This window comes from Leisingera sp. ANG-S5 (genome assembly GCF_000813925.1).
GTDB lineage: Bacteria > Pseudomonadota > Alphaproteobacteria > Rhodobacterales > Rhodobacteraceae > Leisingera.
Window position 1 is genome coordinate 51,233 of the sequence record NZ_JWLH01000014.1, and the last position, 21,622, is coordinate 72,854.

The 21,622-nt window shown below is 62.8% G+C and carries 23 protein-coding genes; 19 read left to right on the plus strand and 4 right to left on the minus strand.

Annotation, left to right across the window (positions count from 1 at the left end; all coding sequences use genetic code 11):
* Window positions 1–18: 18 nt before the first annotated feature.
* From RA25_RS18240 to RA25_RS18250, 3 genes are all read left to right on the plus strand, one after another.
* Window positions 19–444: a VOC family protein gene (locus RA25_RS18240; RefSeq protein WP_039174322.1), complete on the plus strand. Its 426-nt coding sequence runs from the start codon at window positions 19–21 to the stop codon at window positions 442–444.
* A gap of 138 nt (window positions 445–582) precedes the next feature.
* The gene (locus RA25_RS18245) at window positions 583–1,308 is read left to right on the plus strand and encodes a CoA transferase subunit A (protein ID WP_019298342.1); all 726 of its coding nucleotides are present in this window, start codon (window positions 583–585) and stop codon (window positions 1,306–1,308) included.
* A complete protein-coding gene (locus tag RA25_RS18250) occupies window positions 1,308–1,937 on the plus strand; it encodes a CoA transferase subunit B (RefSeq protein ID WP_039174324.1) in 630 nt (209 codons plus the stop codon). The genes RA25_RS18245 and RA25_RS18250 overlap by 1 nt, the downstream gene beginning before the upstream one ends.
* Before the next feature lie 61 nt (window positions 1,938–1,998).
* On the opposite strand, the gene RA25_RS18255 is transcribed toward RA25_RS18250, so the two are convergent.
* Window positions 1,999–2,475: a hypothetical protein gene (locus tag RA25_RS18255; protein WP_019298340.1), complete on the minus strand. Its 477-nt coding sequence runs from the start codon at window positions 2,473–2,475 to the stop codon at window positions 1,999–2,001.
* 849 nt (window positions 2,476–3,324) lie between these two features.
* Window positions 3,325–4,134 (minus strand): lytic transglycosylase domain-containing protein, encoded by an 810-nt coding sequence (locus RA25_RS18260; protein ID WP_152612235.1) that lies wholly within the window; start codon window positions 4,132–4,134, stop codon window positions 3,325–3,327.
* 358 nt (window positions 4,135–4,492) lie between these two features.
* Here RA25_RS18260 and RA25_RS18265 point away from each other — a divergent pair, with 358 nt between their 5' ends.
* The 12 genes from RA25_RS18265 to RA25_RS18320 all read left to right on the plus strand — a co-directional run bounded on the left by RA25_RS18265 (window position 4,493) and on the right by RA25_RS18320 (window position 16,267).
* On the plus strand, window positions 4,493–4,699 hold the full coding sequence (locus tag RA25_RS18265; RefSeq protein WP_019298338.1) for a hypothetical protein: 207 nt from the start codon (window positions 4,493–4,495) through the stop codon (window positions 4,697–4,699).
* Between the two features lie 176 nt (window positions 4,700–4,875).
* Window positions 4,876–5,733 (plus strand): Flp pilus assembly protein CpaB, encoded by an 858-nt coding sequence (gene cpaB, locus RA25_RS18270; protein ID WP_019298337.1) that lies wholly within the window; start codon window positions 4,876–4,878, stop codon window positions 5,731–5,733.
* A gap of 215 nt (window positions 5,734–5,948) precedes the next feature.
* Complete coding sequence (locus tag RA25_RS18275) at window positions 5,949–7,355, plus strand: type II and III secretion system protein family protein (RefSeq protein ID WP_029205052.1); 1,407 nt, start codon at window positions 5,949–5,951, stop codon at window positions 7,353–7,355.
* A 15-nt stretch (window positions 7,356–7,370) separates the two neighbouring features.
* Window positions 7,371–8,000, plus strand: coding sequence for an OmpA family protein (locus RA25_RS18280; RefSeq protein ID WP_019298335.1), 630 nt, complete (start codon window positions 7,371–7,373; stop codon window positions 7,998–8,000).
* A 155-nt stretch (window positions 8,001–8,155) separates the two neighbouring features.
* Window positions 8,156–9,385, plus strand: a complete 1,230-nt coding sequence (locus RA25_RS18285) for an AAA family ATPase (RefSeq protein ID WP_029205051.1) — start codon at window positions 8,156–8,158, stop codon at window positions 9,383–9,385.
* A 24-nt stretch (window positions 9,386–9,409) separates the two neighbouring features.
* On the plus strand, window positions 9,410–10,846 hold the full coding sequence (locus RA25_RS18290) for a CpaF family protein (RefSeq protein ID WP_039150124.1): 1,437 nt from the start codon (window positions 9,410–9,412) through the stop codon (window positions 10,844–10,846).
* On the plus strand, window positions 10,846–11,814 hold the full coding sequence (locus RA25_RS18295) for a type II secretion system F family protein (RefSeq protein WP_019298332.1): 969 nt from the start codon (window positions 10,846–10,848) through the stop codon (window positions 11,812–11,814). The genes RA25_RS18290 and RA25_RS18295 overlap by 1 nt, the downstream gene beginning before the upstream one ends.
* Window positions 11,815–11,824: 10 nt before the next feature.
* Window positions 11,825–12,808, plus strand: coding sequence for a type II secretion system F family protein (locus RA25_RS18300; protein WP_019298331.1), 984 nt, complete (start codon window positions 11,825–11,827; stop codon window positions 12,806–12,808).
* Entirely contained in the window at window positions 12,808–13,398 is a 591-nt protein-coding gene (locus tag RA25_RS18305; RefSeq protein ID WP_039174326.1) for a tetratricopeptide repeat protein, read from the plus strand. The genes RA25_RS18300 and RA25_RS18305 overlap by 1 nt, the downstream gene beginning before the upstream one ends.
* Window positions 13,399–13,429: 31 nt before the next feature.
* Complete coding sequence (locus RA25_RS18310; protein ID WP_019298329.1) at window positions 13,430–14,278, plus strand: tetratricopeptide repeat protein; 849 nt, start codon at window positions 13,430–13,432, stop codon at window positions 14,276–14,278.
* A 3-nt stretch (window positions 14,279–14,281) separates the two neighbouring features.
* Window positions 14,282–14,779, plus strand: a complete 498-nt coding sequence (locus RA25_RS18315; protein WP_019298328.1) for a prepilin peptidase — start codon at window positions 14,282–14,284, stop codon at window positions 14,777–14,779.
* A 180-nt stretch (window positions 14,780–14,959) separates the two neighbouring features.
* Entirely contained in the window at window positions 14,960–16,267 is a 1,308-nt protein-coding gene (locus tag RA25_RS18320) for an ATPase (RefSeq protein ID WP_039174328.1), read from the plus strand.
* Window positions 16,268–16,310: 43 nt separating this feature from the next.
* Here RA25_RS18320 and RA25_RS18325 read toward each other — a convergent pair whose 3' ends face one another.
* Window positions 16,311–17,081, minus strand: coding sequence for a nuclear transport factor 2 family protein (locus RA25_RS18325; protein WP_039174330.1), 771 nt, complete (start codon window positions 17,079–17,081; stop codon window positions 16,311–16,313).
* 91 nt (window positions 17,082–17,172) lie between these two features.
* On the opposite strand from RA25_RS18325, the gene RA25_RS18330 reads away from it, so the two are divergent.
* Both RA25_RS18330 and RA25_RS18335 read left to right on the plus strand, forming a co-directional pair.
* Complete coding sequence (locus tag RA25_RS18330) at window positions 17,173–17,541, plus strand: winged helix-turn-helix transcriptional regulator (protein WP_039174332.1); 369 nt, start codon at window positions 17,173–17,175, stop codon at window positions 17,539–17,541.
* 38 nt (window positions 17,542–17,579) lie between these two features.
* Complete coding sequence (locus tag RA25_RS18335; protein WP_039174334.1) at window positions 17,580–20,006, plus strand: ligase-associated DNA damage response DEXH box helicase; 2,427 nt, start codon at window positions 17,580–17,582, stop codon at window positions 20,004–20,006.
* Between the two features lie 24 nt (window positions 20,007–20,030).
* On the opposite strand, the gene RA25_RS18340 is transcribed toward RA25_RS18335, so the two are convergent.
* On the minus strand, window positions 20,031–20,291 hold the full coding sequence (locus RA25_RS18340; protein WP_039150145.1) for a hypothetical protein: 261 nt from the start codon (window positions 20,289–20,291) through the stop codon (window positions 20,031–20,033).
* Between the two features lie 78 nt (window positions 20,292–20,369).
* On the opposite strand from RA25_RS18340, the gene pdeM reads away from it, so the two are divergent.
* Together pdeM and RA25_RS18350 are read left to right on the plus strand one after the other, a co-directional pair.
* Entirely contained in the window at window positions 20,370–21,020 is a 651-nt protein-coding gene (gene pdeM, locus RA25_RS18345; protein WP_039174335.1) for a ligase-associated DNA damage response endonuclease PdeM, read from the plus strand.
* A gap of 74 nt (window positions 21,021–21,094) precedes the next feature.
* Window positions 21,095–21,502 carry a PaaI family thioesterase gene (locus RA25_RS18350; protein ID WP_082023101.1) on the plus strand — a complete coding sequence of 136 codons (408 nt, stop codon included), beginning with the start codon at window positions 21,095–21,097 and terminating at the stop codon, window positions 21,500–21,502.
* Window positions 21,503–21,622 lie beyond the last annotated feature (120 nt).

Below are 21,622 nucleotides of genomic sequence, written 5' to 3' on the forward strand. Positions count from 1 at the left end.
TTTCAAATGAGGTGCAAGATGAAAGTCACTCAATACTATCCGGTGCTGCAAACAAACGATGTTGCGGGCACCGCCGCGTTTTACCAAACCCATTTTGGATTCCAGCCGGCGTTTGAATCGGACTGGTACGTGCATCTTCAGTCGAGCACTGATCCTGCCGTGAACCTGGCCATCCTGGATGGCACGCACCCCACGATCCCTGAGGCCGGGCGCGGCAGCAGTGCCGGTGTCATCCTGAACTTCGAGGTGGAGGATGCCGCGGCCGAATACACCCGGCTGACCAGCGCAGGCCTGCCAGTGCTGAAGCCGCTCACCGACGAAGACTTCGGGCAGCGCCACTTCATCACGGCAGACCCGAACGGTGTGCTGATCGACGTGATCACCCCGATCCCGCCCAGCGCGGAATTCGCGGCGCAATACGCCGAAGACGCCCTGCCTGTATGACTTCCGGCCTTGACGGTCTGCCGGAACTGGCGGGCCGTCAAAGCGGCTCCGTAGAAATACGCAGCCGTCTCCGTATTCATTGACTCTGCACCGGCTGAGCGCCAGAACTCCCTGCAACCGGCATAATGGGAGATCTCCATGAAAAAGGTATATTCCAGCGCCGCTGAAGCGCTCGACGGGCTGCTTCACGACGGCATGTTCATCGCCGCGGGCGGCTTTGGCCTCTGCGGCATTCCCGAGCTGCTGCTGCAGGCGATCAAGGACGCGGGCACCAAGGACCTGACCTTTGCCTCCAACAACGCGGGCGTTGACGATTTCGGCATCGGCATCCTGCTGCAGACCCGGCAAGTGAAGAAGATGATCTCCTCCTACGTGGGCGAGAACGCCGAATTCATGCGCCAGTATCTGAGCGGCGAGCTGGAACTGGAGTTCAACCCGCAAGGCACCCTGGCCGAGCGCATGCGCGCCGGCGGCGCGGGCATCCCCGGCTTTTTCACCAAGACCGGCGTTGGCACCGTGATTGCCGAGGGCAAGATGGAAAAGCAGTTCCCCACCGGGCCGGACGGCGCGATGGAGGATTACATCATGGAGGAAGGCATCTTTGCCGACCTCGCCATCGTCAAGGCCTGGAAAGCGGATGAGACCGGCAACCTGGTGTTCCGCAAGACCGCCCGCAACTTCAACGCGCCGGCCGCGACCTGCGGCAAGGTCTGCGTGGTTGAGGTCGAGGAAATCGTGCCCACCGGCTCGCTCGATCCGGACTCGATCCACCTGCCCGGCATCTACGTGCACCGCATCATCAAGGGTGACCACGAAAAACGCATCGAACAGCGCACCGTCCGTCAGAAGAAGGAGCAAGCATAATGCCTTGGGACCGCAATCAGATGGCGGCACGCGCCGCGCAGGAGCTGCAGGACGGCTGGTATGTGAACCTCGGCATCGGCATCCCGACACTGGTTTCCAACTACATCCCCGAGGGTGTGGAAGTGACCCTGCAGTCGGAGAACGGCATGCTGGGCATGGGCCCCTTCCCCTACGAGGGCGAAGAGGATGCCGACCTGATCAACGCCGGCAAGCAGACCATCACCGAACTGCCGCAGACCGCCTATTTCGACTCAGCGCAGTCGTTTGCGATGATCCGCGGCGGCAAGATCGCAATGGCGATCCTGGGCGCGATGGAAGTGGCCGAGAACGGCGACCTGGCGAACTGGATGATCCCCGGCAAGCTCGTGAAGGGCATGGGCGGCGCCATGGACCTGGTGGCGGGCGTCGGCCGTGTGGTGGTGGTGATGGATCACGCCAACAAGCATGGTGACAGCAAGGTGCTGAAGGAATGCACCCTGCCGCTGACAGGCCGGGGCGTAGTGGACCGGATCATCACCAACCTGGGCGTTCTGGATGTGGTCGAGGGCGGCTTGAAAATCGTGGAATGCGCTGAGGGCGTCAGCGAAGACGAGCTGCGTGCAGCCACCGAAGCCACCATCGTGAACTGAGTTTCTTTTCTTGAATTTGAAACGGCCCGCCTGTCTCAGGCGGGCCGCTTTCTGTTGCAGCCTATACTCCGGCGGCAAGGCCGGGCCGGTGGCGGGGGCGAAGGGTGTGCCAGACTGCCCCCTCTGGCGGGTTGACGATCTCGTACATGTAGACCCGCTTGTTGTACCAGTTGACGATCTTTTCCTGCCCGTCTTCGAACACCACAACGCAGTAGCTGCCATCCGCCGGATCACAGCTGTCCTTGCCCAGCAAGGTTACAATGACGGGATCGGCCAGGTGCCGTTTGAATAGCACGGTGGCTTTGGTCATCTTGCCTGAGGCATAAAGCCCGCCGGCAAAAAGTGCCGCCGCCAGAAGAATGAAACCGCCGCCCGAAAAGTTCCGGAACGGGTTGGACTTTGCGAGGCCGGGGCCAAAGGCCACAAAAATCATCCGGCCGAAGAAACCAACAAACGCAATGGTTCCGAACATGACAAATGTGCTGGTCACCTCTTGCGAGCCCGCGGCCACCGCCGACGGATCAATACCTAAATCCAAAATCTGTCTCCAATGACTTGTACGTCTGAAAATACCGGTCAGAAATCAGTCAACTGGGGCAGCAACAAGGCCAGCCGTCAGGGACACCGGCAATTTTCCGAAAAAACGCAGCGTCAGCCTGATCAAAGGCTTAGCGCACCTAGGGTCAGGACTGCGCAGCCATCGGACAGGACCAACGGCGGCGTCATGCGCCCCCCCCCCGGATACGCAGCAGATTTGGCCGCCGGGGGCAATTTGCCCTTGGCGGTTTTTCCTTGCAGGTCCCTGTTTCTTTTCTTCGGTCCGTTCGGTTGTGCCTGAGGTCCCAATTAAGGGGGCGGCGCCGCCGGGGTGGAGGTGGACAGACCCCACAGGGGGCCTGCTCGGACAAGCTCGCTTGGACGACCCCCTTTTTATCAGGGCCGGTCTCCGGGTGTTGCCCATTCAGCCGCACAGATGCCTGGGCCTCGTATCATGGTCCCGCGCGCGGGATCCATGGCTGGGGGATCGCGATCATTTGGGAGTGTGGCACAGGGAAATGAGGATCGCGTGAAGGGGGCGTACGCTGGGTGCGCAACACCCTGCGGTGTGCCGTTCCCACAGCTTGATGCAAAGGGCGGGCGCCTGCCCGCGGCGTGGCGCCGCAACGCTGGTGCAGGGCAAATTATCCCGGCAACGTCCGTACAAGCTATCAAAGGCGCGCAGCACTCTCGAAAGCGCCAGCCCGGTGGGGCGGCCTCTCGCGCATTGCAACGCAATGCGCTGCCGGCAGGCGCTCGCCCGGCGTCTGCGGCTTGATTCCGGGCGGGGTTCGCCCGGCTCCCCCTCCCCGGCCACTGGCTGCTGGAACCAAGGGGCGCGCAGGGGGGGTCAGTTCTGCATCCGGAACACGCATCCGTCCGACAGGAACAGCGGCGGCGTCATGCACAGGCCCCGCGCCACCTGGTAAGCGGCCAGGACCTTGGGCACGTAATCGCGCGTTTCGGCATAGGGCGGCACGCCCTGATGGCTGCGCACCGCGCCCTCGCCTGCGTTGTACCCTGCCAGAACCAGCATCGGGTCGCCGCCGAATTCCTTCATCAGCCAGTCCAGGTACCGGATGCCGCCGGAGATGTTCTGCTTGGCTTCCAGGGCATCGCTGACCCCGAACCGCGCGGCGGTGTCGGGCATCAGCTGCATCAGCCCCTGCGCACCTGCGGAACTGACAGCATCGGGCTTGCCCGCAGATTCGACGGCAATCACTGCCAGCACCAAGGCAGGTGACACCTCTGTGCCAATGCTTTCGGTCAGGATCTGCACGCCGCGCTCCTGCACAATGTCCTGCATCAGCTGCAGCCGCGGTGCCTTCAGCCCCTTGGCGCCGTTCAGGGCCTGCATCGCATCGTCCAAACGTCCCGGCCCCGCGCCCTCAATCCCCGACGCGACCTTGTCCCAGAACCAGCCGTAACGTCCCGCGGGCGGCACAGCGGCCGGGTCCCCGGCAGCAGGCGCTGCAGCTGGGGCACTCTCTGCTTCGGGTTCTGGTTCGATCTGCACAGTTATACGCTTGCCCGTTCCCGGCGCCGGAGGTTTGACGCGCTTTGCCTCAAACTCGGGAAAGGGAGTCGCCGCCTCCTGCCCAGACGCGGCCAGGGGCATGGCGCAGAGGGCCAGCGCCAAAACTGCGTTACGCACAAACATTGCTCGGCCTGCTTTTGGTTTTCTTTGGCCTAAGACTCGGAAAACCGGGCCGCAAAATCCAGCATTTCCGCACCAGAATCTGGCGTATTCGCCATATTTGCCCCCAACTGGCGCGGAATTACCACGGGACTCCCGCCAGTAACGATTTTTTAACGCCGCAAAAACAAGGCGTTAAGGCATTTCTTTTTGAAAAGTTAAATTTGGGCAGCAATTTCCGGCTTTCAGCCCAAATCCTGCCACGCTGCACTGGCTATATGTATTCATCCAAGCCGGACAGGAACCAAAGCTGGTGAGAGAGCAGGTTCCAGAGCGACGGCAAGGTGAAGCAAATTCAGAGATCCTTTGGAGGGACCATACCATGATCAAGTTCATCAAAAACTTCCGCAAAGACGAAGACGGCGCCGTGACTGTTGACTGGGTCGTTCTGACCGCAGCTGTCGCAGCCCTGGCCGGTGTTGCCTACACCTCCGTTGCAAGCGGCGTGGACAGCGTTGCAGACGCAACCGGCACCGCCCTGACCAACTCCGTGCCGACCACCTACAGCCTGGGCGACAACCCGACCTAAGGTCCGGCTAACGTCTAAGAGAGCTATGGAAGCCGCCTGCCCTCCAGCGGGCGGCTTTCCTCATGGTTTTTGCCGCGCATAGCGGCTGCGGAGATCCTGCCGCAAAACATGATGACCGGAACCTAAGCAGAGTCTTTGTTCAGCACCCCGGCTGGGCATGCGACCGAAGGAGCGTCATGCGTACTGTATTCGGACTTATTCTCATCCTGGGTGTCGCTTTGGCCGGCGGCGCCGTGATGATGGCGAAAAAATATATCAGCTCATACCAGCAGGCTCTGGCACAGGAACGCGCAGCCCGGGTGGAAGCGGTTCCCACCGTCGACATCTTTGTTGCGACGGAAGAATTGAAATACGGCCACCGGCTGACCAAGGAAAACGTCCGTCAGGTCCGCTGGCCGCAGGAAAGCCTGCCCGAAGGGGTTTTCACCAGCCTGGAGGCGCTGTTCCCGCCGGGTGCAGACGAGACACCCCGTGTCATTCTGCGCACGATGGAGAAGAACGAGGCGATCATGGCCAGCAAGGTCACCCTACCGGGTGAAGACGCTGGCATCACCTCGCGCCTGGAGCGCGGCATGCGTGCCTTTGCCATCCGGGTGGACGTGTCTTCCGGCGTGTCCGGCTTCCTGCGCCCCGGCGACAAGGTGGATATCTACTGGACCGGCCAGGTGCGTCAGGCCGGCGCCGCCGACGGTGAGTTCACCCGCCTCATTGAAACCAATGTCGAACTGATTGCTGTTGACCAAAAGGCAAACAGTGACATCAGCGGCGCCGTAATTGCCCGCACTGTGACGGTCGCGGCCAAGCCGGAACAGGTTGCCGCCCTTGCCCAGGCGCAGAGCACCGGAAAGCTGACCCTGGCCCTGGTTGGCGCGGGCGACGACACCGTTGCCTCAGTGATCGAAGTTGACCAGCGCAAGCTGCTAGGCCTTGGCGCGATTGAGGTGCAGCCGGAGGTGGAACGGGAAAAAGTCTGCACCGTCCGCACCCGCCGGGGCGCGGAAGTCGTGGAAATTCCGATCCCCTGCACCAACTAGAATTTCCATTCTTGCACAGACTGTTACCTTGTTCAGCCGCCCTTCTTTGCCGAAGGGCGGCTGACCTGTCTGTTGCCAAGGCCCCACATCAGCTGCCGCTTAGGAAAGGCCCCGAAGCCATTGATTCTTGCAATAATTCAGGAACTGAACCACAGTGCGGGAAACAGCGGGCAAAAAGACCCGGATTTTGAGGCGTGATCGGAAAGGCAGGTCACATGGCAATTCGACGGTTCGTGGCGGCGGCCCTGATGGGGCTTTCGCTTGTTGGCATACCGACTGCTGATGGGGCATCGGCGCAATCTCTTCGCGTGGTGAAAAAGGGCACGGCGGCGACGCTTGATGTGCCCATGAACCGCGCTGTGGTGGTGGAGAGCGAGACGCCATTTGCAGAGCTCAGCATCGCCAATCCCAGTATTGCTGACATTTCGTCTCTCTCCGACCGCACCATTTACGTTTTGGGCAAGTCGCCGGGTCTGACCACGCTGACGCTGCTCGATGGGTCCGGCCGGCTGATCACAAACGTCGATGTCCGGGTTGCCGCAGACGTCACAGAATTCAAGCAGCGGCTGCGCCAGATCCTGCCGAACGAGAAGATCGAAGTCCGCACCGCCAATGACGGCATCGTGCTCTCGGGCACCGTCTCCAGCTCTGCCCGCCTTCAGCGCGCTTTGGATCTGGCAGAGCGCTACGCGCCGGAACGGGTCAGCAACCTGATGTCGGTCGGCGGTGTGCAGCAGGTGATGCTCAAGGTCCGCTTTGCCGAAATGCAGCGCTCGGTCTCCAAATCGCTCAGCGCCTCGCTCGGCTTCAATGGCGGCACCGGCAACGGCCGCACCGGCGGCGTCAACACTCTGAACACCTCCGGGGCGCTGGCAAACTCGCTGGCGGGCAACATCCCTGCCGCCAACGAAAACACCGGCGCCTTCCTGTTCGGCTTCAACGCTGGCTCCGTGCAGGTCAGCCTGCTGCTCGAGGCGCTGGAGCGCAAGGGCGTGGTCCGCACCCTGGCTGAGCCCAACCTGTCTGCCCTGTCGGGGCAGGAAGCGAAGTTCCTGGCCGGCGGCGAATACCCGGTTCCGGTGGCGCAGGAAAACGACGTTATCACCATTGAATTCAAGCCCTTCGGCATTGAGCTGAACTTCATTCCGCGGGTGGTTGACGGTGATCTGATCAACCTGGAACTGAACGCCGCTGTGTCCGCGATCGACCCGACCAACTCGCTGGAACTGAACGGCCTGTCGATCGACGCCTTCTCGCGCCGCGAAACCTCGACCACGGTGGAGATGCGCGACGGTGAAAGCTTTGCCATTGCCGGCCTGATCCGGGACGAGTTCCTCGACAACTCCTCGCAGTTGCCCTGGCTGGGCGATGTTCCGGTGCTGGGCGCACTGTTCCGCAGCGCCGACTACCAGCGCGAGCAGACCGAGCTGGTCATCATCGTCAGCGCGCATCTGGTGACCCCGACCCGTGGCGAGGCGCTGACGCTGCCGACCGACCGGGTTGCGCCGCCCAGCGAAAAGGACCTGTTCCTGTTCGGGCGCACCGCCCGCACCAAAAACGGCCCCGCTGCGGAAGTGGCCAAGCAGGACTTCAACGGCTCTTACGGCTACGTGCTGGACTGATAAGGAGTGGCACATATGATCAGAACCGCTGCAATCCTCGGCCTTTTCCTGACCGCAGCCGCCTGTGAACGCGAAGCGGGGCAGGAACTGAACCGCAGGGCGACCTTCGGCGAATCCACCCTCAACAACTCGGCCGTGATGAGCGGCGAGCGCAGCTATGCGATCCAGCTGGCCAACCGGTTTGCCAAGGAAGTTCCGAACACCATCAACTTCGACTTCGACAGCACCCGTCTGGACCAGGCCGCACGTGCAGTGCTGGACCGCCAGGCGCATTGGATCAAGCAGTTCCCGGAAGTGCGTTTCAGGGTCTTTGGCCACACTGACGCGGTGGGCAGCAACGCCTACAACAAGTCCCTCGGCCTGCGCCGGGCGCGTGCTGCGGTAAACTATCTGGTTTCGCGCGGCATCAGCCGCAACCGCCTGGAGGCCGTTGTTTCCTTTGGCGAAACCCAGCCGCTGATCCCCACGCCGGAGCGCGAACGCCGCAACCGCCGCACTGTAACCGAGGTGAGCGGCTTCCTGAAGCGGCACCCGCAGGTTCTGGACGGCAAGTACGCTCAGATCATCTACCGCGAGTATCTGGAAAGCGCGGTGCCGGAATCGACCCTGTCCTCGCAGCAGTCGTTGTCACGGTCGCTGCAGTAAGCCTTCAGGCGCCCTACAGCGGTTACGAAGTAGTAACAATTCCCCATATTTGGGGATTTTTGGCCCCAATATCGCCTAGATTGCCGCCGACATTGTTTCCAAGAGGCGGACTGTGCCCAAAGCCCGGTCCGCCCAAGTGAACAAGGATGATGGCGATGAGCAGCGGTATGCCGCAAACAGAAACACCTGCGATTGTTGCCTGCACAGTCAGCCGTGACGTGCAGAATTTCGACCTCCTGATTGAAGACATGGAAACCGCACTGGGTGAAGCCTGGGGCGACCTTGGTTTTTCCGAGGCGCTGGCTTTTTTCAGCCAGGCGGAGGCAGAACCGCTGCAATTCATCGCCCTGGCCATCGACAGCGCCGACGAAGGCGACCTGCCGCTGATGGGCGAGATCATCACCCAGGCCAAGTCCCGCGGCATCAAGGTGATTCTGATTGCCGAGGATGTGACACCGGCGGCACTGCATACACTGCTGCGCCAGGGGGCCGACGAATTTGTCCCCTACCCCCTGCCCGAGCAGGAGCTGCAGGCCGCCATCGACCGGCTGCAGGCCCCGCCGCCGCCGACGGTGCAGAACCCGCACCAGCTGCAAACCGGCAGCCAGCGCGAAGGCGCGGTGATCGTCTGCCACGGGCTGGCCGGCGGTACCGGCTCAACCACCATGGCCGTCAACCTGGCCTGGGAGCTTGCCGCGCTCAGCGAACGCGAGGAGCCCAGCGTCTGCCTGCTGGACCTGGATCTGCAGGCCGGTTCCGTCTCGACCTACCTGGATCTGCCCCGCCGCGAGGTGGTGATGGAAATGCTGAGCGAATCCGAAAGCATGGACGAGGATCTGTTCGGCCAGGCGCTGCTGCCGTTCCAGGAAAAACTGCAGGTTCTGACCGCGCCGTCCGAAATGGTGCCGCTGGACCTGCTGTCGCCCGAGGACATCACCCGAGTCATCGGGCTGGCACGCAGCCACTTTGATTTTGTCGTTATCGACATGCCGCACACATTGGTGCAGTGGTCCGAAACGGTGCTGAACATGGCCCATATCTATTTCGCGCTGATTGAGCTGGACATGCGCTCTGCCCAGAACGCGCTGCGGCTGAAACGTGCGCTGCAGGCCGAAGACCTGCCCTTCGAAAAACTGCGCTTTGCCCTGAACCGGGCGCCGAAGTTTACCGATCTGACCGGCAAGAGCCGGGTTAAGCGGATGGCGGAGTCGCTGGGCATCTCGATCGACCTGCAGCTGCCTGATGGCGGCAAGCAAATCCTGCAGAGCTGCGATCACGGGCTGCCGCTGGCCGTCTCTGCCGCAAAGAACCCGTTGCGCAAGGAAATCGCCAAGCTCGCAGCTTCGCTGCATGAGCTGGGCCGCAATGAAGCAGAAGCCGCCTGAACGGCTTGAATTGGGGGTGAGTTGATGTTTTCCAAGTACAAGAAACAGGCCGCGAAACCTGCAGCACCGGCGCCGGAGCCAGCGGCAGCGCCCGCGGCCTCGGCCAAACCGGCCGCCAGCCTGCGGCGTCCCGTGCAGCGCAAGGCTGCTGAAGCGCAGCCGATGGACAAGGAGCGCAAGCGCAAGGAGCGGCTGAGCGAGATCAAGATCCAGCTGCACCGTGATCTGCTGGAGAACCTGAACCTGTCCGCACTGGAACGCGCAGGTGAAGCGGAGCTGCGCACCGAAATCTCCACCATTGCAACTGAGATCCTGGCCGAAAAAAGCATCGTGCTGAACCGCGAAGACCGGCAGCAGCTGAACAAGGAGCTTTATGACGAGGTCACCGGACTTGGCCCGCTGGAAGCCCTGCTGCAGGACGAAACGGTCAGCGATATCCTGGTGAACGGCCCGCATCAGATCTTTGTCGAGCGCAGCGGCAAGCTGGAACTCAGCGACATCGCCTTCAAGGATGAAAAGCACCTGATGCGGATCATCGACAAGATCGTCTCTGCCGTGGGACGCCGTGTCGACGAGAGCAACCCTTATGTGGACGCCCGCCTGGCTGACGGCTCCCGCTTCAACGCGATGGTGCCGCCGATTGCGGTGGACGGCTCGCTGGTGTCGATCCGGAAGTTCAAAAAAGACAAGCTGGGCATTGATGATCTGGTGAATTTCGGTGCCTTCACCGAAGAAATGGCAGCCTATCTCCAAGCCGCGGTTTCGACCCGCCTGAACGTCATCGTCTCCGGCGGTACCGGTTCCGGTAAAACCACCACGCTGAACGCGCTGTCGTCCTTTATCGACAACGCCGAGCGCATCCTGACAATTGAGGATACCGCTGAACTTCAGCTGCAGCAGACCCATGTGGGCCGGATGGAAAGCCGCCCGCCCAACGTCGAGGGCAAGGGTGAGGTTTCCCCCCGCGACTGTCTGAAAAACGCGCTGCGGATGCGCCCCGACCGCATCATCGTCGGCGAGACCCGCGGCGAGGAAGTGATCGACATGCTGCAGGCCATGAACACCGGCCACGACGGCTCGATGACCACAATCCACGCCAACTCTGCCCGCGACGGCATCTCGCGTCTGGAAAACATGATCGCCATGGCCGGCATCGAAATGCCGATCAAGGCCGTGCGCAGCCAGATCGCCTCAGCTGTGAACCTGATCGTGCAGGCCTCGCGCCTGCAGGACGGCTCGCGCCGGATGACTTCGATCACCGAAGTCACTGGCATGGAGGGCGACGTGATCTCGATGCAGGAAATCTTCCGGTTCCAGCGCGTCGGCCTGACGCCGGACAACAAGATCATCGGCCATTTCACCGCCACCGGCGTGCGCAGCCACTATTCCGAGCGCTTCCGTCTTTGGGGCTATGACCTGCCGCCGTCGATCTATGAACCCACAGTGATGGAGCAGCGCTGATGGAGCTGAGTTCAGAACCGCTTATCTATGGCGCGATCTTCTTTGGCGTCCTGGCGCTGGTGGAAGGCCTGTATCTGTTTGTCTTCGGCAAGTCGATCAGCCTCAACAGCAAGGTGAACCGCCGGCTGGAGATGATGGAAAAGGGCGGCAACCGCGAGCAGGTGCTGGAGCAGCTGCGCAAGGAGCTGGGCCAGCACGCCAGATCGCAGTCGATCCCGCTTTACTCTCTGCTGTCGGAACGGGCGCAGAAGGCGGCCATCGCCTTCTCCCCCAAACAGCTGATCCTGATTATGGCAGGTCTGGCAGGCATCGCCTTTGTCGGCCTCGGCATCGGCACCAGCGCGCCGCTGCCGGTGCGCGTTCTGGGCTCTGTCATCATCGGTGTCGGCGCGGTGTTCTTTTGGGTCAACAAGAAGGCCGCCAAGCGCATGGCACTGATCGAAGAGCAGCTTCCCGACGCGGTGGAGCTGATGGTGCGCTCCCTGCGAGTCGGCCACCCGTTTACCTCTGCTGTGCAGATCGTCGCCAATGAGGTCGAGGATCCGCTGGCCACCGAGTTCGGCATCATCTCCGATGAATGCGCCTATGGCCGCGACGTTGGCGAGGCGCTCAAGGAAATGGCGGAGCGGCTCGATATGCAGGACATGCGCTTCCTCGCGGTTGCGGTGACGATCCAGCAGCAGTCGGGCGGCAACCTGGCCGAGGTCCTGGCGGGCCTGGCCAAGGTGATCCGTGCCCGTTTCCGCCTGTTCCGCCGCGTGAAGGCAATCACCGCCGAGGCGCAATGGTCCGGCAAGTTCCTGTCCGGCTTCCCGCTGCTGTGTCTGATCGGGATCCTGGTCAAGGACCCGGGCTACTATGACGAGGTGATCGACCATCCCTGGTTCATTCCCGCCTGTTTTGCAGTGGGCGTGATGCTGACCGCCAACCTGATTGTCATGCGCGTGCTGACAAACATCAAAGTGTAAGGAGCGGATCGTGGATTTTGTAACCGGTATTGACGGCTTCCTCACATCGCAGTTCGGCGAGTTCGGACCGCTCCTGGCGCTTGGCATTGCGGGTATGTTCATGATCCTGCTCGCTATTCCCTTACTGCTGAACCAGCCGGAAGACCCGCTGAAGAAGCTGCAGAAGAATATCAAACCCGAAACCCGGCAGAGCACGCAAAAAGAGCGCCTGAGGCAGACCAGCCGCAACGAACAGCTGCAGAAGTTCGCCAACTTCCTGGAGCCGCAGAACGCGGATGAGCTTTCCGCGATGGAGCTGAAACTGCGCCAGGCGGGCTATCACTCCAAGGACTCGGTGCGCCTGTTCCACTTCGCCCAGTTTGCGCTCGGCCTGCTGGGGCTGATCGGCGGGCTGTTCTTTGTCTATGTGATCAAGGCGGACATCGACTACGACAGCCAGCAGATGGCGCTGCGCATCATCGCACCTGGCGGGGCGGGCTATATGCTGCCGAAATACTGGATCACCCGCCGCATCGGCGAACGCCAGCAAAAGATCACCGAGGGCTTCCCCGATGCGCTCGATATGATGCTGGTCTGTGTCGAGGCCGGCCAGTCGCTGGACCAGGCCATTGTGCGGGTGTCTCAGGAACTGCACGCGTCCTTCCCGGAACTGGCTTCGGAATTCGAAGTCGTCGCTTACGAACTGAAGGCGGGCAAGGAAAAGGACAAGGTGCTGCGCGACATGGGCACCCGCTGCGGGGTGCAGGATGTGTCCTCCTTCGTGACGGTGATGATCCAATCCGCCAGCTTCGGCACCTCAATCGCCGATGCCTTGCGGGTTTATGCCGGGGAAATGCGCGACAAGCGCGTGATGCGCGCCGAAGAGGCCGCAAACAAGTTGCCCGTGAAGATGACACTTGCCACAATGGGGCTGACAGTCCCGCCGCTGCTGATCATTCTTGTTGGTCCGTCGGTGCAGGGCATCATGAACATGGGCAATATGGGACCCCAGTAATGAAAACGGCACTACGGGCAGCTTCTGCCCGTCTGCTCAAGGTTACAGCTGCCGCCAGCGCCCTCGCGCTGGCGGCAGCGTGTTCGACCAGCGGGCTGAAACAGGACAAGGGCAGCCCCTGGGCACCCGGGGATGATCACCGTCAGGAGGCCGCAGACGGGCTGGTAGTCGGCCACCGGCTGATGGCAGCGGGCGAACACGAGCTGGCCCTGGAGGCCTTCACCCGCGCCGCCCTGGATCACGGGCTGACGGCGGAGGTGCTCTCGGGCATGGGCAGCGCCAAACTGGGCCTCAGGCGGCTCGGCCAGGCCGAAGACCTGCTGCGCCAGGCCGTGGACGCGGATCCCGCCTGGCCGGAGCCGATGAACAACCTTGGCGTGGCGCTGATAGAGCGCGGAAAGACCGCCGAGGCGGTGCAGGTCTTCCAGCGCGCCTATGCCCTCGACAATGGCGAAAGTGACGCAATCCGCGATAATTTACGCCTGGCCCTCGCAAAACTTGAAAATCCCGCGCATAGTGAGCCTCAAAAAGAAGACTATAAATTGGTGCGGCAGGGCAGCGGCAGCTACCTGATTCGCGAAGCACCATAACAGAGGCAGAGCAGTAAAAAGGACGCACAAAATGCGCCAGCAGATTTTCCTATCCGCTTCTCTGGCAGGGGCGCTGGTCCTGTCGGCCTGCGCGGACAAAGCCGATGAAACCGTTGAACGCGCGTTTCAGGAAGTGAACGTCATCGACGAAAGCAACCTCAACGATGTCATGCTGTCGGTGGCCGACCCGAACGAAGCGGTGACCCACTTCCAGCGCACGCTCAAGACCAGCCCGGACCGGATCGATCTGCAGCGCGGCCTGGCGCATTCGCTGATCCGCGCCAAACGCACCACCGAAGGCACCGCCGCCTGGAAGAAAGTGGTGACAATGAAAGGCGCCACCAGCGAGGATCACGTGCAGCTGGCCGGCGCGCTGGTGCGCAGCGGCGAATGGGATGCGGCCAAGGCAGAGCTGGACCAGGTGCCGCCGACCCATGAAACCTATGAACGCTACCGGCTCGAGGCCGTTGTGGCCGACGCCAACAAGGACTGGAAGCGCGCCGACAGCTTCTATGAAATCGCCGTCGGGCTGACCACCACACCCGCCAAGGTGATGAACAACTGGGGCTATTCCAAGCTGACCCGCGGTGACTTTGCCGGTGCGGAGCGCCTGTTCGGCGAGGCCATCCGCCAGGACCAGGGCCTGTTTACCGCCAAGAACAATCTGGTGCTGGCCCGCGGCGCGCAGCGCAATTACACCCTGCCGGTGATCCCGCTGGAGCAATCCGAACGCGCGCTGCTGCTGCACACGCTGGCCCTGTCCGCTGTCAAACAGGGCGATGTCAAGGTTGGCGAAAACCTGCTGCGCGAGGCGATTGATACCCACCCGCAGCACTTCGAAGAAGCCGCGCGCTCTCTGGCAGCGCTGGAAAACGGCTGAGCCATGCAGTTCCCGGCCCACGCAGCCCTGTGGTTCCTGCCGTTCGTGCTGCCGATCTGTTACACGGTGGCGCTGACCGATCTGCGCGGCATGCGCATCCCCAACTGGGCGGTTGACCTGCTGGCAGTGATCTATGTGGTCATTGGCGCGCTGGTTATGCCCAGCTGGGCGGACTATGGCTGGCACCTGCTGCACCTGCCAGTGGGCATTGCGCTCGGCTTCCTGTTCTATGCCGCAGGGGCCGTTGGTGCAGGGGACGCCAAGTTTGCCGGTGCCGCCGCGCCCTTTTTCGCGCTTGGCGACCTGCGGATGCTGATGGTTGTCTTTGCCGCTACCCTGCTGGCCGGCTTCACCGCCCACCGGATTGCCAAGCACACGCGCCTGCGCCAGCTGGCGCCGCAATGGCAGAGCTGGGACACCGGAAAGAGCTTTCCGATGGGCCTCTGCCTGGGCGCCACCCTTGCCCTCTACCTCGGCCTCGCCGCGCAATTCGGCAGCTGATACTGGCAGGCGCCGCCCGGCCTGCGGTTTCGGGCGGTCCATAAAACTGCGGTGGATTTCACGCCCCTTTCGCGGAAATGCTGCAGCTCTGCCCCGCTGTTGCCACAGTCCTGAATAGTCTGTTTCCAGGAGCGCCCCGCCGGCCGGGGCCGGATATGGATATCAGGGACAGGCACCGCCATGAACATGCAAAACCTCACCGTTGTGGCCCCTCCCGCCCCCAAGGGGCTGGAACAGATGCAGCTGCCGCTGGTGATGATGCGGGATATCCTGCTCAAGACCATCTTCCGCAAGAACGTGGAAAACGTGACCGAGATCGCCGAGGCGATCTGCCTGCCCTCCTCTGTCACCCAGGAGCTGGTGGATATGGCCCGCGAGCAGAAGCTGCTGGAGGCCACCGGCACGCTCAACGCCAACAGCGGCAACGAGATGGGCTACCAGCTGACTGACGCGGGCAAGGCGCGGGCGCTGGATGCGCTCAGCCAGTCCGAATACTTCGGCGCCATGCCGGTGCCGCTGGCGGTCTACCGCGAGCAGGTCAAGCGCCAGTCGATCCGCAACATCCAGGTGACCCGCGATCAGCTGACCAATGCGATGGGGCATCTGGTGCTGCCCAACAGCCTGCTCGATCACCTCGGCCCCGCGGTCAGCGCAGGCCGCTCGATCCTGATGTACGGCCCGCCGGGCAACGGTAAATCCTCAATCTCCAACGGCATCCGCGATGCGCTGGGGGATCATGTCTATGTGCCGCGCGCCATCGAATATTCCGGACAGGTGATCACCGTCTTTGACCCGATCGTGCACACCGAGGTTGAACAGGAGCCGGAAGACCCCAACGCCCTGCGCCGCCGCCGCCGCTTTGACGAGCGGTACGTGATGTGCGAGCGCCCCACCGTGATCACCGGCGGCGAGCTGTCGCTGGACATGCTGGACCTGGTCTACAACCCCACAGCGCGCACCTATCAGGCACCGTTGCAGCTGAAATCCACCGGCGGTATCTTCATCGTCGACGACCTTGGCCGCCAGGCGGAACCGCCGCAGTCGCTGGTCAACCGCTGGATCGTGCCGCTGGAAGAAAGCAAGGACATCCTGGCACTGCAATCGGGCGAGAAATTCGAGGTGCCCTTTGACACGCTGGTGATCTTCTCCACCAACTTCCACCCGAATGAGATCTTTGACCAGGCGGCGCTGCGCCGGATCTTCTTCAAGATCAAGATTGACGGGCCGAACCAGGAGAACTTCCTCAAGATCTTTGCCATGGTGGCCCGCAAGAAGGGCATGCCGCTGGACGAGGCCGCGCTGGTACATCTGCTGAAGAAGAAATACCCGACGATCAACAACATCTACGCCAATTACCAGCCGGTGTTCCTGATCGACCAGATGATTTCGATCTGCGAGTTTGAGGGCATCCCCTACCAGATGTCGCCGGAGCTGATCGACCGGGCCTGGGCCAACATGTTCGTAAAGGACGAGCACATCGTGAAGTGATGCAAAAAGGGCGGGGTCATCCCCGCCCTTCCGTTTTCTGCGGTCAGAACTTGCCGTTGTCGTGCGCCATCTCCGCCGGGATTGGGCTGACGGTATCCCAATGCTCGACGATCTTGCCGTCCTCCACCCGGAACAGATCAAAGAACGCCATCGGTGTTTCGCCCAGGCTGCCCTCTGAGGCGGTGAAGACAAAGTTCCCCTCGGCCACCACAATCGGGGTGCTGGTGTAAGCCAGCGCCTGGCCGGTTTCCGCCAGATGCTGAATCATTCCGCCAAGGGCCTCCAGACCGTCGCCGATGTTCGGGTTGTGCTGCAGGTAAGTCTCTGTTGAGACGTAGCTGGTGATCTTCTCCGGCGCCTTGCCGTGCAGCACGTCAGTCACAAAACCCTGCACCAGCGCCTTGTTCTCCGCGGTTTTGTCCAGGTCGGTGATCTCCGTCGTGCCGTCAGTCAATGTGCGGCCCGAGGCGTTCGGCGCGGCGGGCGGCTGCAGGTTGTCCCAATGCTCGGCCACCTTGCCGTCTTCGACCCGGAACACGTCAAAGGCCACCAGCGTCTCTCCGCCAAAGGCCTGGGCATTGCCGAAAGTGCTGTGCAGCACCACCATGTCACCCTCGGCAATCACCCGGTGGACCTCCATCGTGACGCCGCTTTCCTTCAGCGCCGGAATGAACCCGATAATGGGCGCAGCCCCGGTCGGCACCATCGGGTTGTGCTGGATATAGCCCGGCGCCAGCAGTTGCTCTGCCGCCTCCGGGTCGAACGAGGTGAAAATCGCCGCTACGGCATTCAGAACGAGGTCCTTGGCACTCATCGGATGTCCTTTCGAATCGCATTGTCGTGACAGCCCAATGTGGTATCCTTTCTGCACCAGATATCAATTACGCACTATTTAGGAACCAGGTATGCTTCCAGTAACCGCCCTCTCCAAGGACCAAGCCGAGAACTGCCCGATCCGGCAGGTGCTGTCGCAGGTAACCGGCAAATGGCAGATGCTGATCGTGCTGGTGCTGGAGGACGGCGCGCTGCGGTTCGGCGCGCTGCGGCGCACCATCGGCGACGTGACCCAGCGGGTGCTGACCGAGAACCTGCGCAAGCTGGAGCGTGACGGCTATATCACCCGCAGCGTTGATCCCGGCCCGCCGGTGGCAGTGTCTTATGCGCTGACGCCCTTGGGGCAGGAGCTTCTGGAACACATGAAGTCCCTGACCATCTGGGCCGCCGGGCGGCATCAGCAGGTGCTGGAGGCCCGGACTGTTTACGACAGAAAATGACATTGCAATGAGCTGCAAAGCCTCCCAGATTTTGCAGGATGAGTGACACCGCCCCTGCCCTGCCTGAAGCGATTGAAAACTGGTTCGCCGCCCGCGGCTGGACCATCCACCCGCACCAGCACGCCATGCTGGCGCGGGCCGGGGCGCCCTGCACCCTGCTGATCGCCCCGACCGGCGGCGGCAAGACCATGGCGGGTTTTCTGCCGACACTGGCGGAACTGGCCGATGGGACCCACGACGGGCTGCACACGCTGTATATCTCGCCGCTCAAGGCGCTGGCCGCCGATATCAAGCGCAACCTGCGCACGCCGGTGGAGGAAATCGGCCTGCCCATCCGCATTGATGACCGCACCGGCGACACGCCCGCCTCCCGCAAGAGGCGCCAGCGCGCCGACCCGCCGCATATCCTGCTGACCACGCCGGAGAGCCTGGCGCTGCTCACATCCTACGAGGACGCCGTCCGCACCTTCAAAGGCCTGAGACGCGTGGTGGTGGATGAAATCCACGCGCTGGCCGAAAGCAAGCGCGGCGATCAGCTGATGCTGGCGCTGGCGCGGCTGCAGACGCTGTGCCCGAACCTGCGGCGGGTGGGTCTGTCGGCCACGGTGGACGACCCGCAAGCGATCGCCAGCTACCTCGCCCGCCACCCGGACCCCTGCGATATTGTGCTGGCCGACCCCGGCCCGGCGCCGGACATCCGGATGCTGGAAACGGAGGAGGCCCCGCCCTGGGCCGGCGGCGGCGCGGCTTATGCGATCCCGGCGGTGATGGAACAGATCAAGGCGCATAGGACCACGCTCATTTTCCACAACACCCGCGCCCAGGCAGAGATCTTCTTTCACAACCTCTGGCTTGCCAACGAGGACGCGCTGCCGATCGGCATCCACCACGGCTCGCTCGACCGGGCTCAGCGGGAGCGGGTCGAGGCGGCGATGGTCCGGGGAGAGCTGCGCGCCATCGTCTGCACCGGCTCGCTGGACCTCGGCATCGACTGGGGCGATGTGGATCTGGTGATCCAGATCGGCGCGCCGAAGAACGTCAAACGCCTGGTGCAGCGCATCGGCCGCGCCAACCACCGCTATAACGCGCCGTCCAAGGCGCTGCTGGTGCCTGCCAACCGGTTCGAGGTGGTCGAGTGCCGCGCCGCGCTGGAGGCGGTGCGCGAAAACGATCTGGACGGCGACCCGCGCGGGCCCGGCCCCCGTGACGTGTTGTGCCAGCACATCCTGATTGCCGCTTGTTCAGGCCCGTTCGATGCAGATGACCTTTATGCCGAGATGACCCAAGCCGGCGCCTACGCGGCCCTGACCCGCGCCGCGTTTGACGCCTGCCTCACCTTCTGCGCCACCGGCGGCTACGCATTGAAGGCTTACGATCAGTGGCAGCGCCTGCTGCAGCGCCCGGACGGCAAGTGGCAGCTGCGCGACCCGCGCGCGGCGCAGCGCATCCGCATGAACCTCGGCACCATCCAGGACGCCGACCTGATCAAGGTCCGCCTGAAGCGCAGCCGCGGCGGCAAGCCCTTGGGCGAAGTCGAGGAGGCCTTTGCCGCCACCCTCACCCCTGGCGACACCTTTCTGATCGGCGGTCAGACCGTGCGCTACGAGGGCCTGCGCGAAATGACCGTGGAGGTGACCCGCAACCCGGGCCGCAAACCCAAGATCGCGGTGTTCTCCGGCACCAAATTCGCCACCTCCACCCAGCTCAGCGCCCGCATTCTGTCGATGTTCAAGCAGGACAGCTGGCCCGCCCTGCCCCGGCACACGGCGGAGTGGCTGGACCTGCAGCGCGCGGTCTCCGAACTGCCACGCGCCGGGCGGCTGCTGATCGAAAGCTTCCCGCATGACAGCCGCGAGCACATCTGCGTCTACGGTTTTGCCGGCCGCAACGCCCAGCAGACCCTGGGCCTCTTGCTGACCAAGCGGATGGAGGAGCTGGGGCTTGATCCGCTGGGTTTTGTCGCCACCGACTACGCCACCCTGATCTGGGGTCTGCAGGAAGTCACTGACCCCGCGCCGCTGTTCGACCCCGATGCGCTTCGCGACGGGCTGGAGGGCTGGCTGGCCGGCAATGCGGTGATGAAACGCTCCTTCCGCGGCGCCGCCACCATCGCGGGCCTCATTGAACGCAACACGCCGGGCGCGCGCAAGAACGGGCGGCAGGCGACGTTCTCCTCCGACATCCTCTATGACACGCTGCGCAAGTACGATCCCGATCACCTGCTGATGGACATCACCCGAGAGGAAGCGCTGCGCGGGCTGGTGGATTTCGGCCGCATCGAGGAGATGCTGGAGCGGACCCGCGGCCGCATCACGCTGCGGCGGCTGGAGCGGATCTCTCCCCTAGCTGCGCCTTTGCTGCTGGAGGTTGGAAAGGTCCCGGTCAAGGGCGCGGCGGAGGAGAAACTGCTGCAGCAGGAAGCCGCGGCACTGATGCGGCAGTCCGGGCTGGACAAGCTGCAGTGATACCTTCTTGGGTTCAGGAACCCGTTAGGCGCTCAGGTAGACGACCGCAGCAACAGCCGCCATGACGACGGCCGCCCCCCACCCTAAACCCAATAGCCCCAAGCGCATCTGAATCGGTTTCAGAGGATCTGACTTGTCTCTTAGAACGGCATGTAGCAAGTGAAATCCGGTCCGTTTCCAAATCACCCCTTCCTCGCGCAGAGGCGCGTAGACCGGGTTTTGCAATTCGCGGCGGTACAGCAAAAACGAGACAACGAAAATCAGAATGACAGCGACTCCAGCCATGTTTTCCCACTGTCTCCATCAGCGACATCTTAACCTGCCCTGCTTGCATAGACTGCGCCACCCGTTAAAGGCAACTGCATGACCGGATATGATTTCATCCTCGCAGGCGCCCGCCTCACCGCCCTTGGCTCCGGCGCGCTTTGGTGGGCCACGCAGCGCCTGATCTGTGTCTCCGACCTGCATTTGGGCAAATCCGAGCGCCACATCCGGCGCGGCGGCAGCGCCCTGCCGCCTTATGAGACGCGGGACACGCTCATCCGTCTCGCCAAACTGGTGTCTGCCCTGCGGCCGGACACGGTGGTCTGCCTCGGCGACAGTTTCGACGATGACGCCGCCTCGCGGGCTTTGCCGGATGCGGAGCAATCGCAGCTGGCCGCCCTGACGAAAGGCCGCCGCTGGATCTGGATCACCGGCAACCACGACCCGGCCCCTGCGGATCTGGGCGGCGAGCAGATGGCAGAGCTGCATCTTGCCTCCCTCACCTTCCGCCACATCGCCGATCCTGCGGCCAAGGCCGAAGTCTCCGGCCACTACCACCCCAAGGCGCGGGTGCGCAGCACCTCCCGCCCCTGCTTCCTGCTGGACCAGTCACGGCTGATCCTGCCCGCCTTCGGCACCTATACGGGCGGGTTGCGCAGCACCGATCCCGCGCTCACCTCCCTGATGAAAAGGGACGCGCTGGCGATCCTCACCGGCCCGCAGGCGCTGCCGGTTCCCATGCCCCGCTAAGTGGCGCAGCGTCACAGGCCCTTTGCTATCCGGCCTCTTCTATGCTTGGCGCAACCAGCAGAAGGAAAGAAGTGATGGACGACCGCATCCGCAGCAGTTTCGCCAAGCAAAGCATGATGCAGACACTGGGCGCGGAGGTCGCCAGCGTTTCGCCGGGCGAAGTGGTGATCACCGCCCCGATCCTGCCCGGCAGCCGCCAGCAGCACGATGTGGCCCATGCCGCGCTCAGCTTTGCCATCGGCGACACGGCAGCAGGATATGCGGCGCTCACGATGATGCCTGAGAGCAGCGAAGTGATGACAGCGGAGATGAAGATCAACCTGCTGGCCCCGGGCGCCGGCGACTATTTGCGTGCCACCGGCAAGGTCATCAAACCGGGCCGCAGGCTGGTGATCGTCACGGCAGAAGTTCACGCGGTGACAGGCGAAGAGGAAAAGCTGGTCGCGCTCCTGCAAGGCACCATGGTGCCCGTCTCCGCTTAAACGCCCCTCATTTCATCTTTCCAAAAAAACTCCCGCCGGAGGCGATCCGGCGGGAGTGTCATTTTCAGCCGTTGCTGTTCTGCGAACGTCTTACGCCGTCAGGCCTTCTGGCTCTGCGAG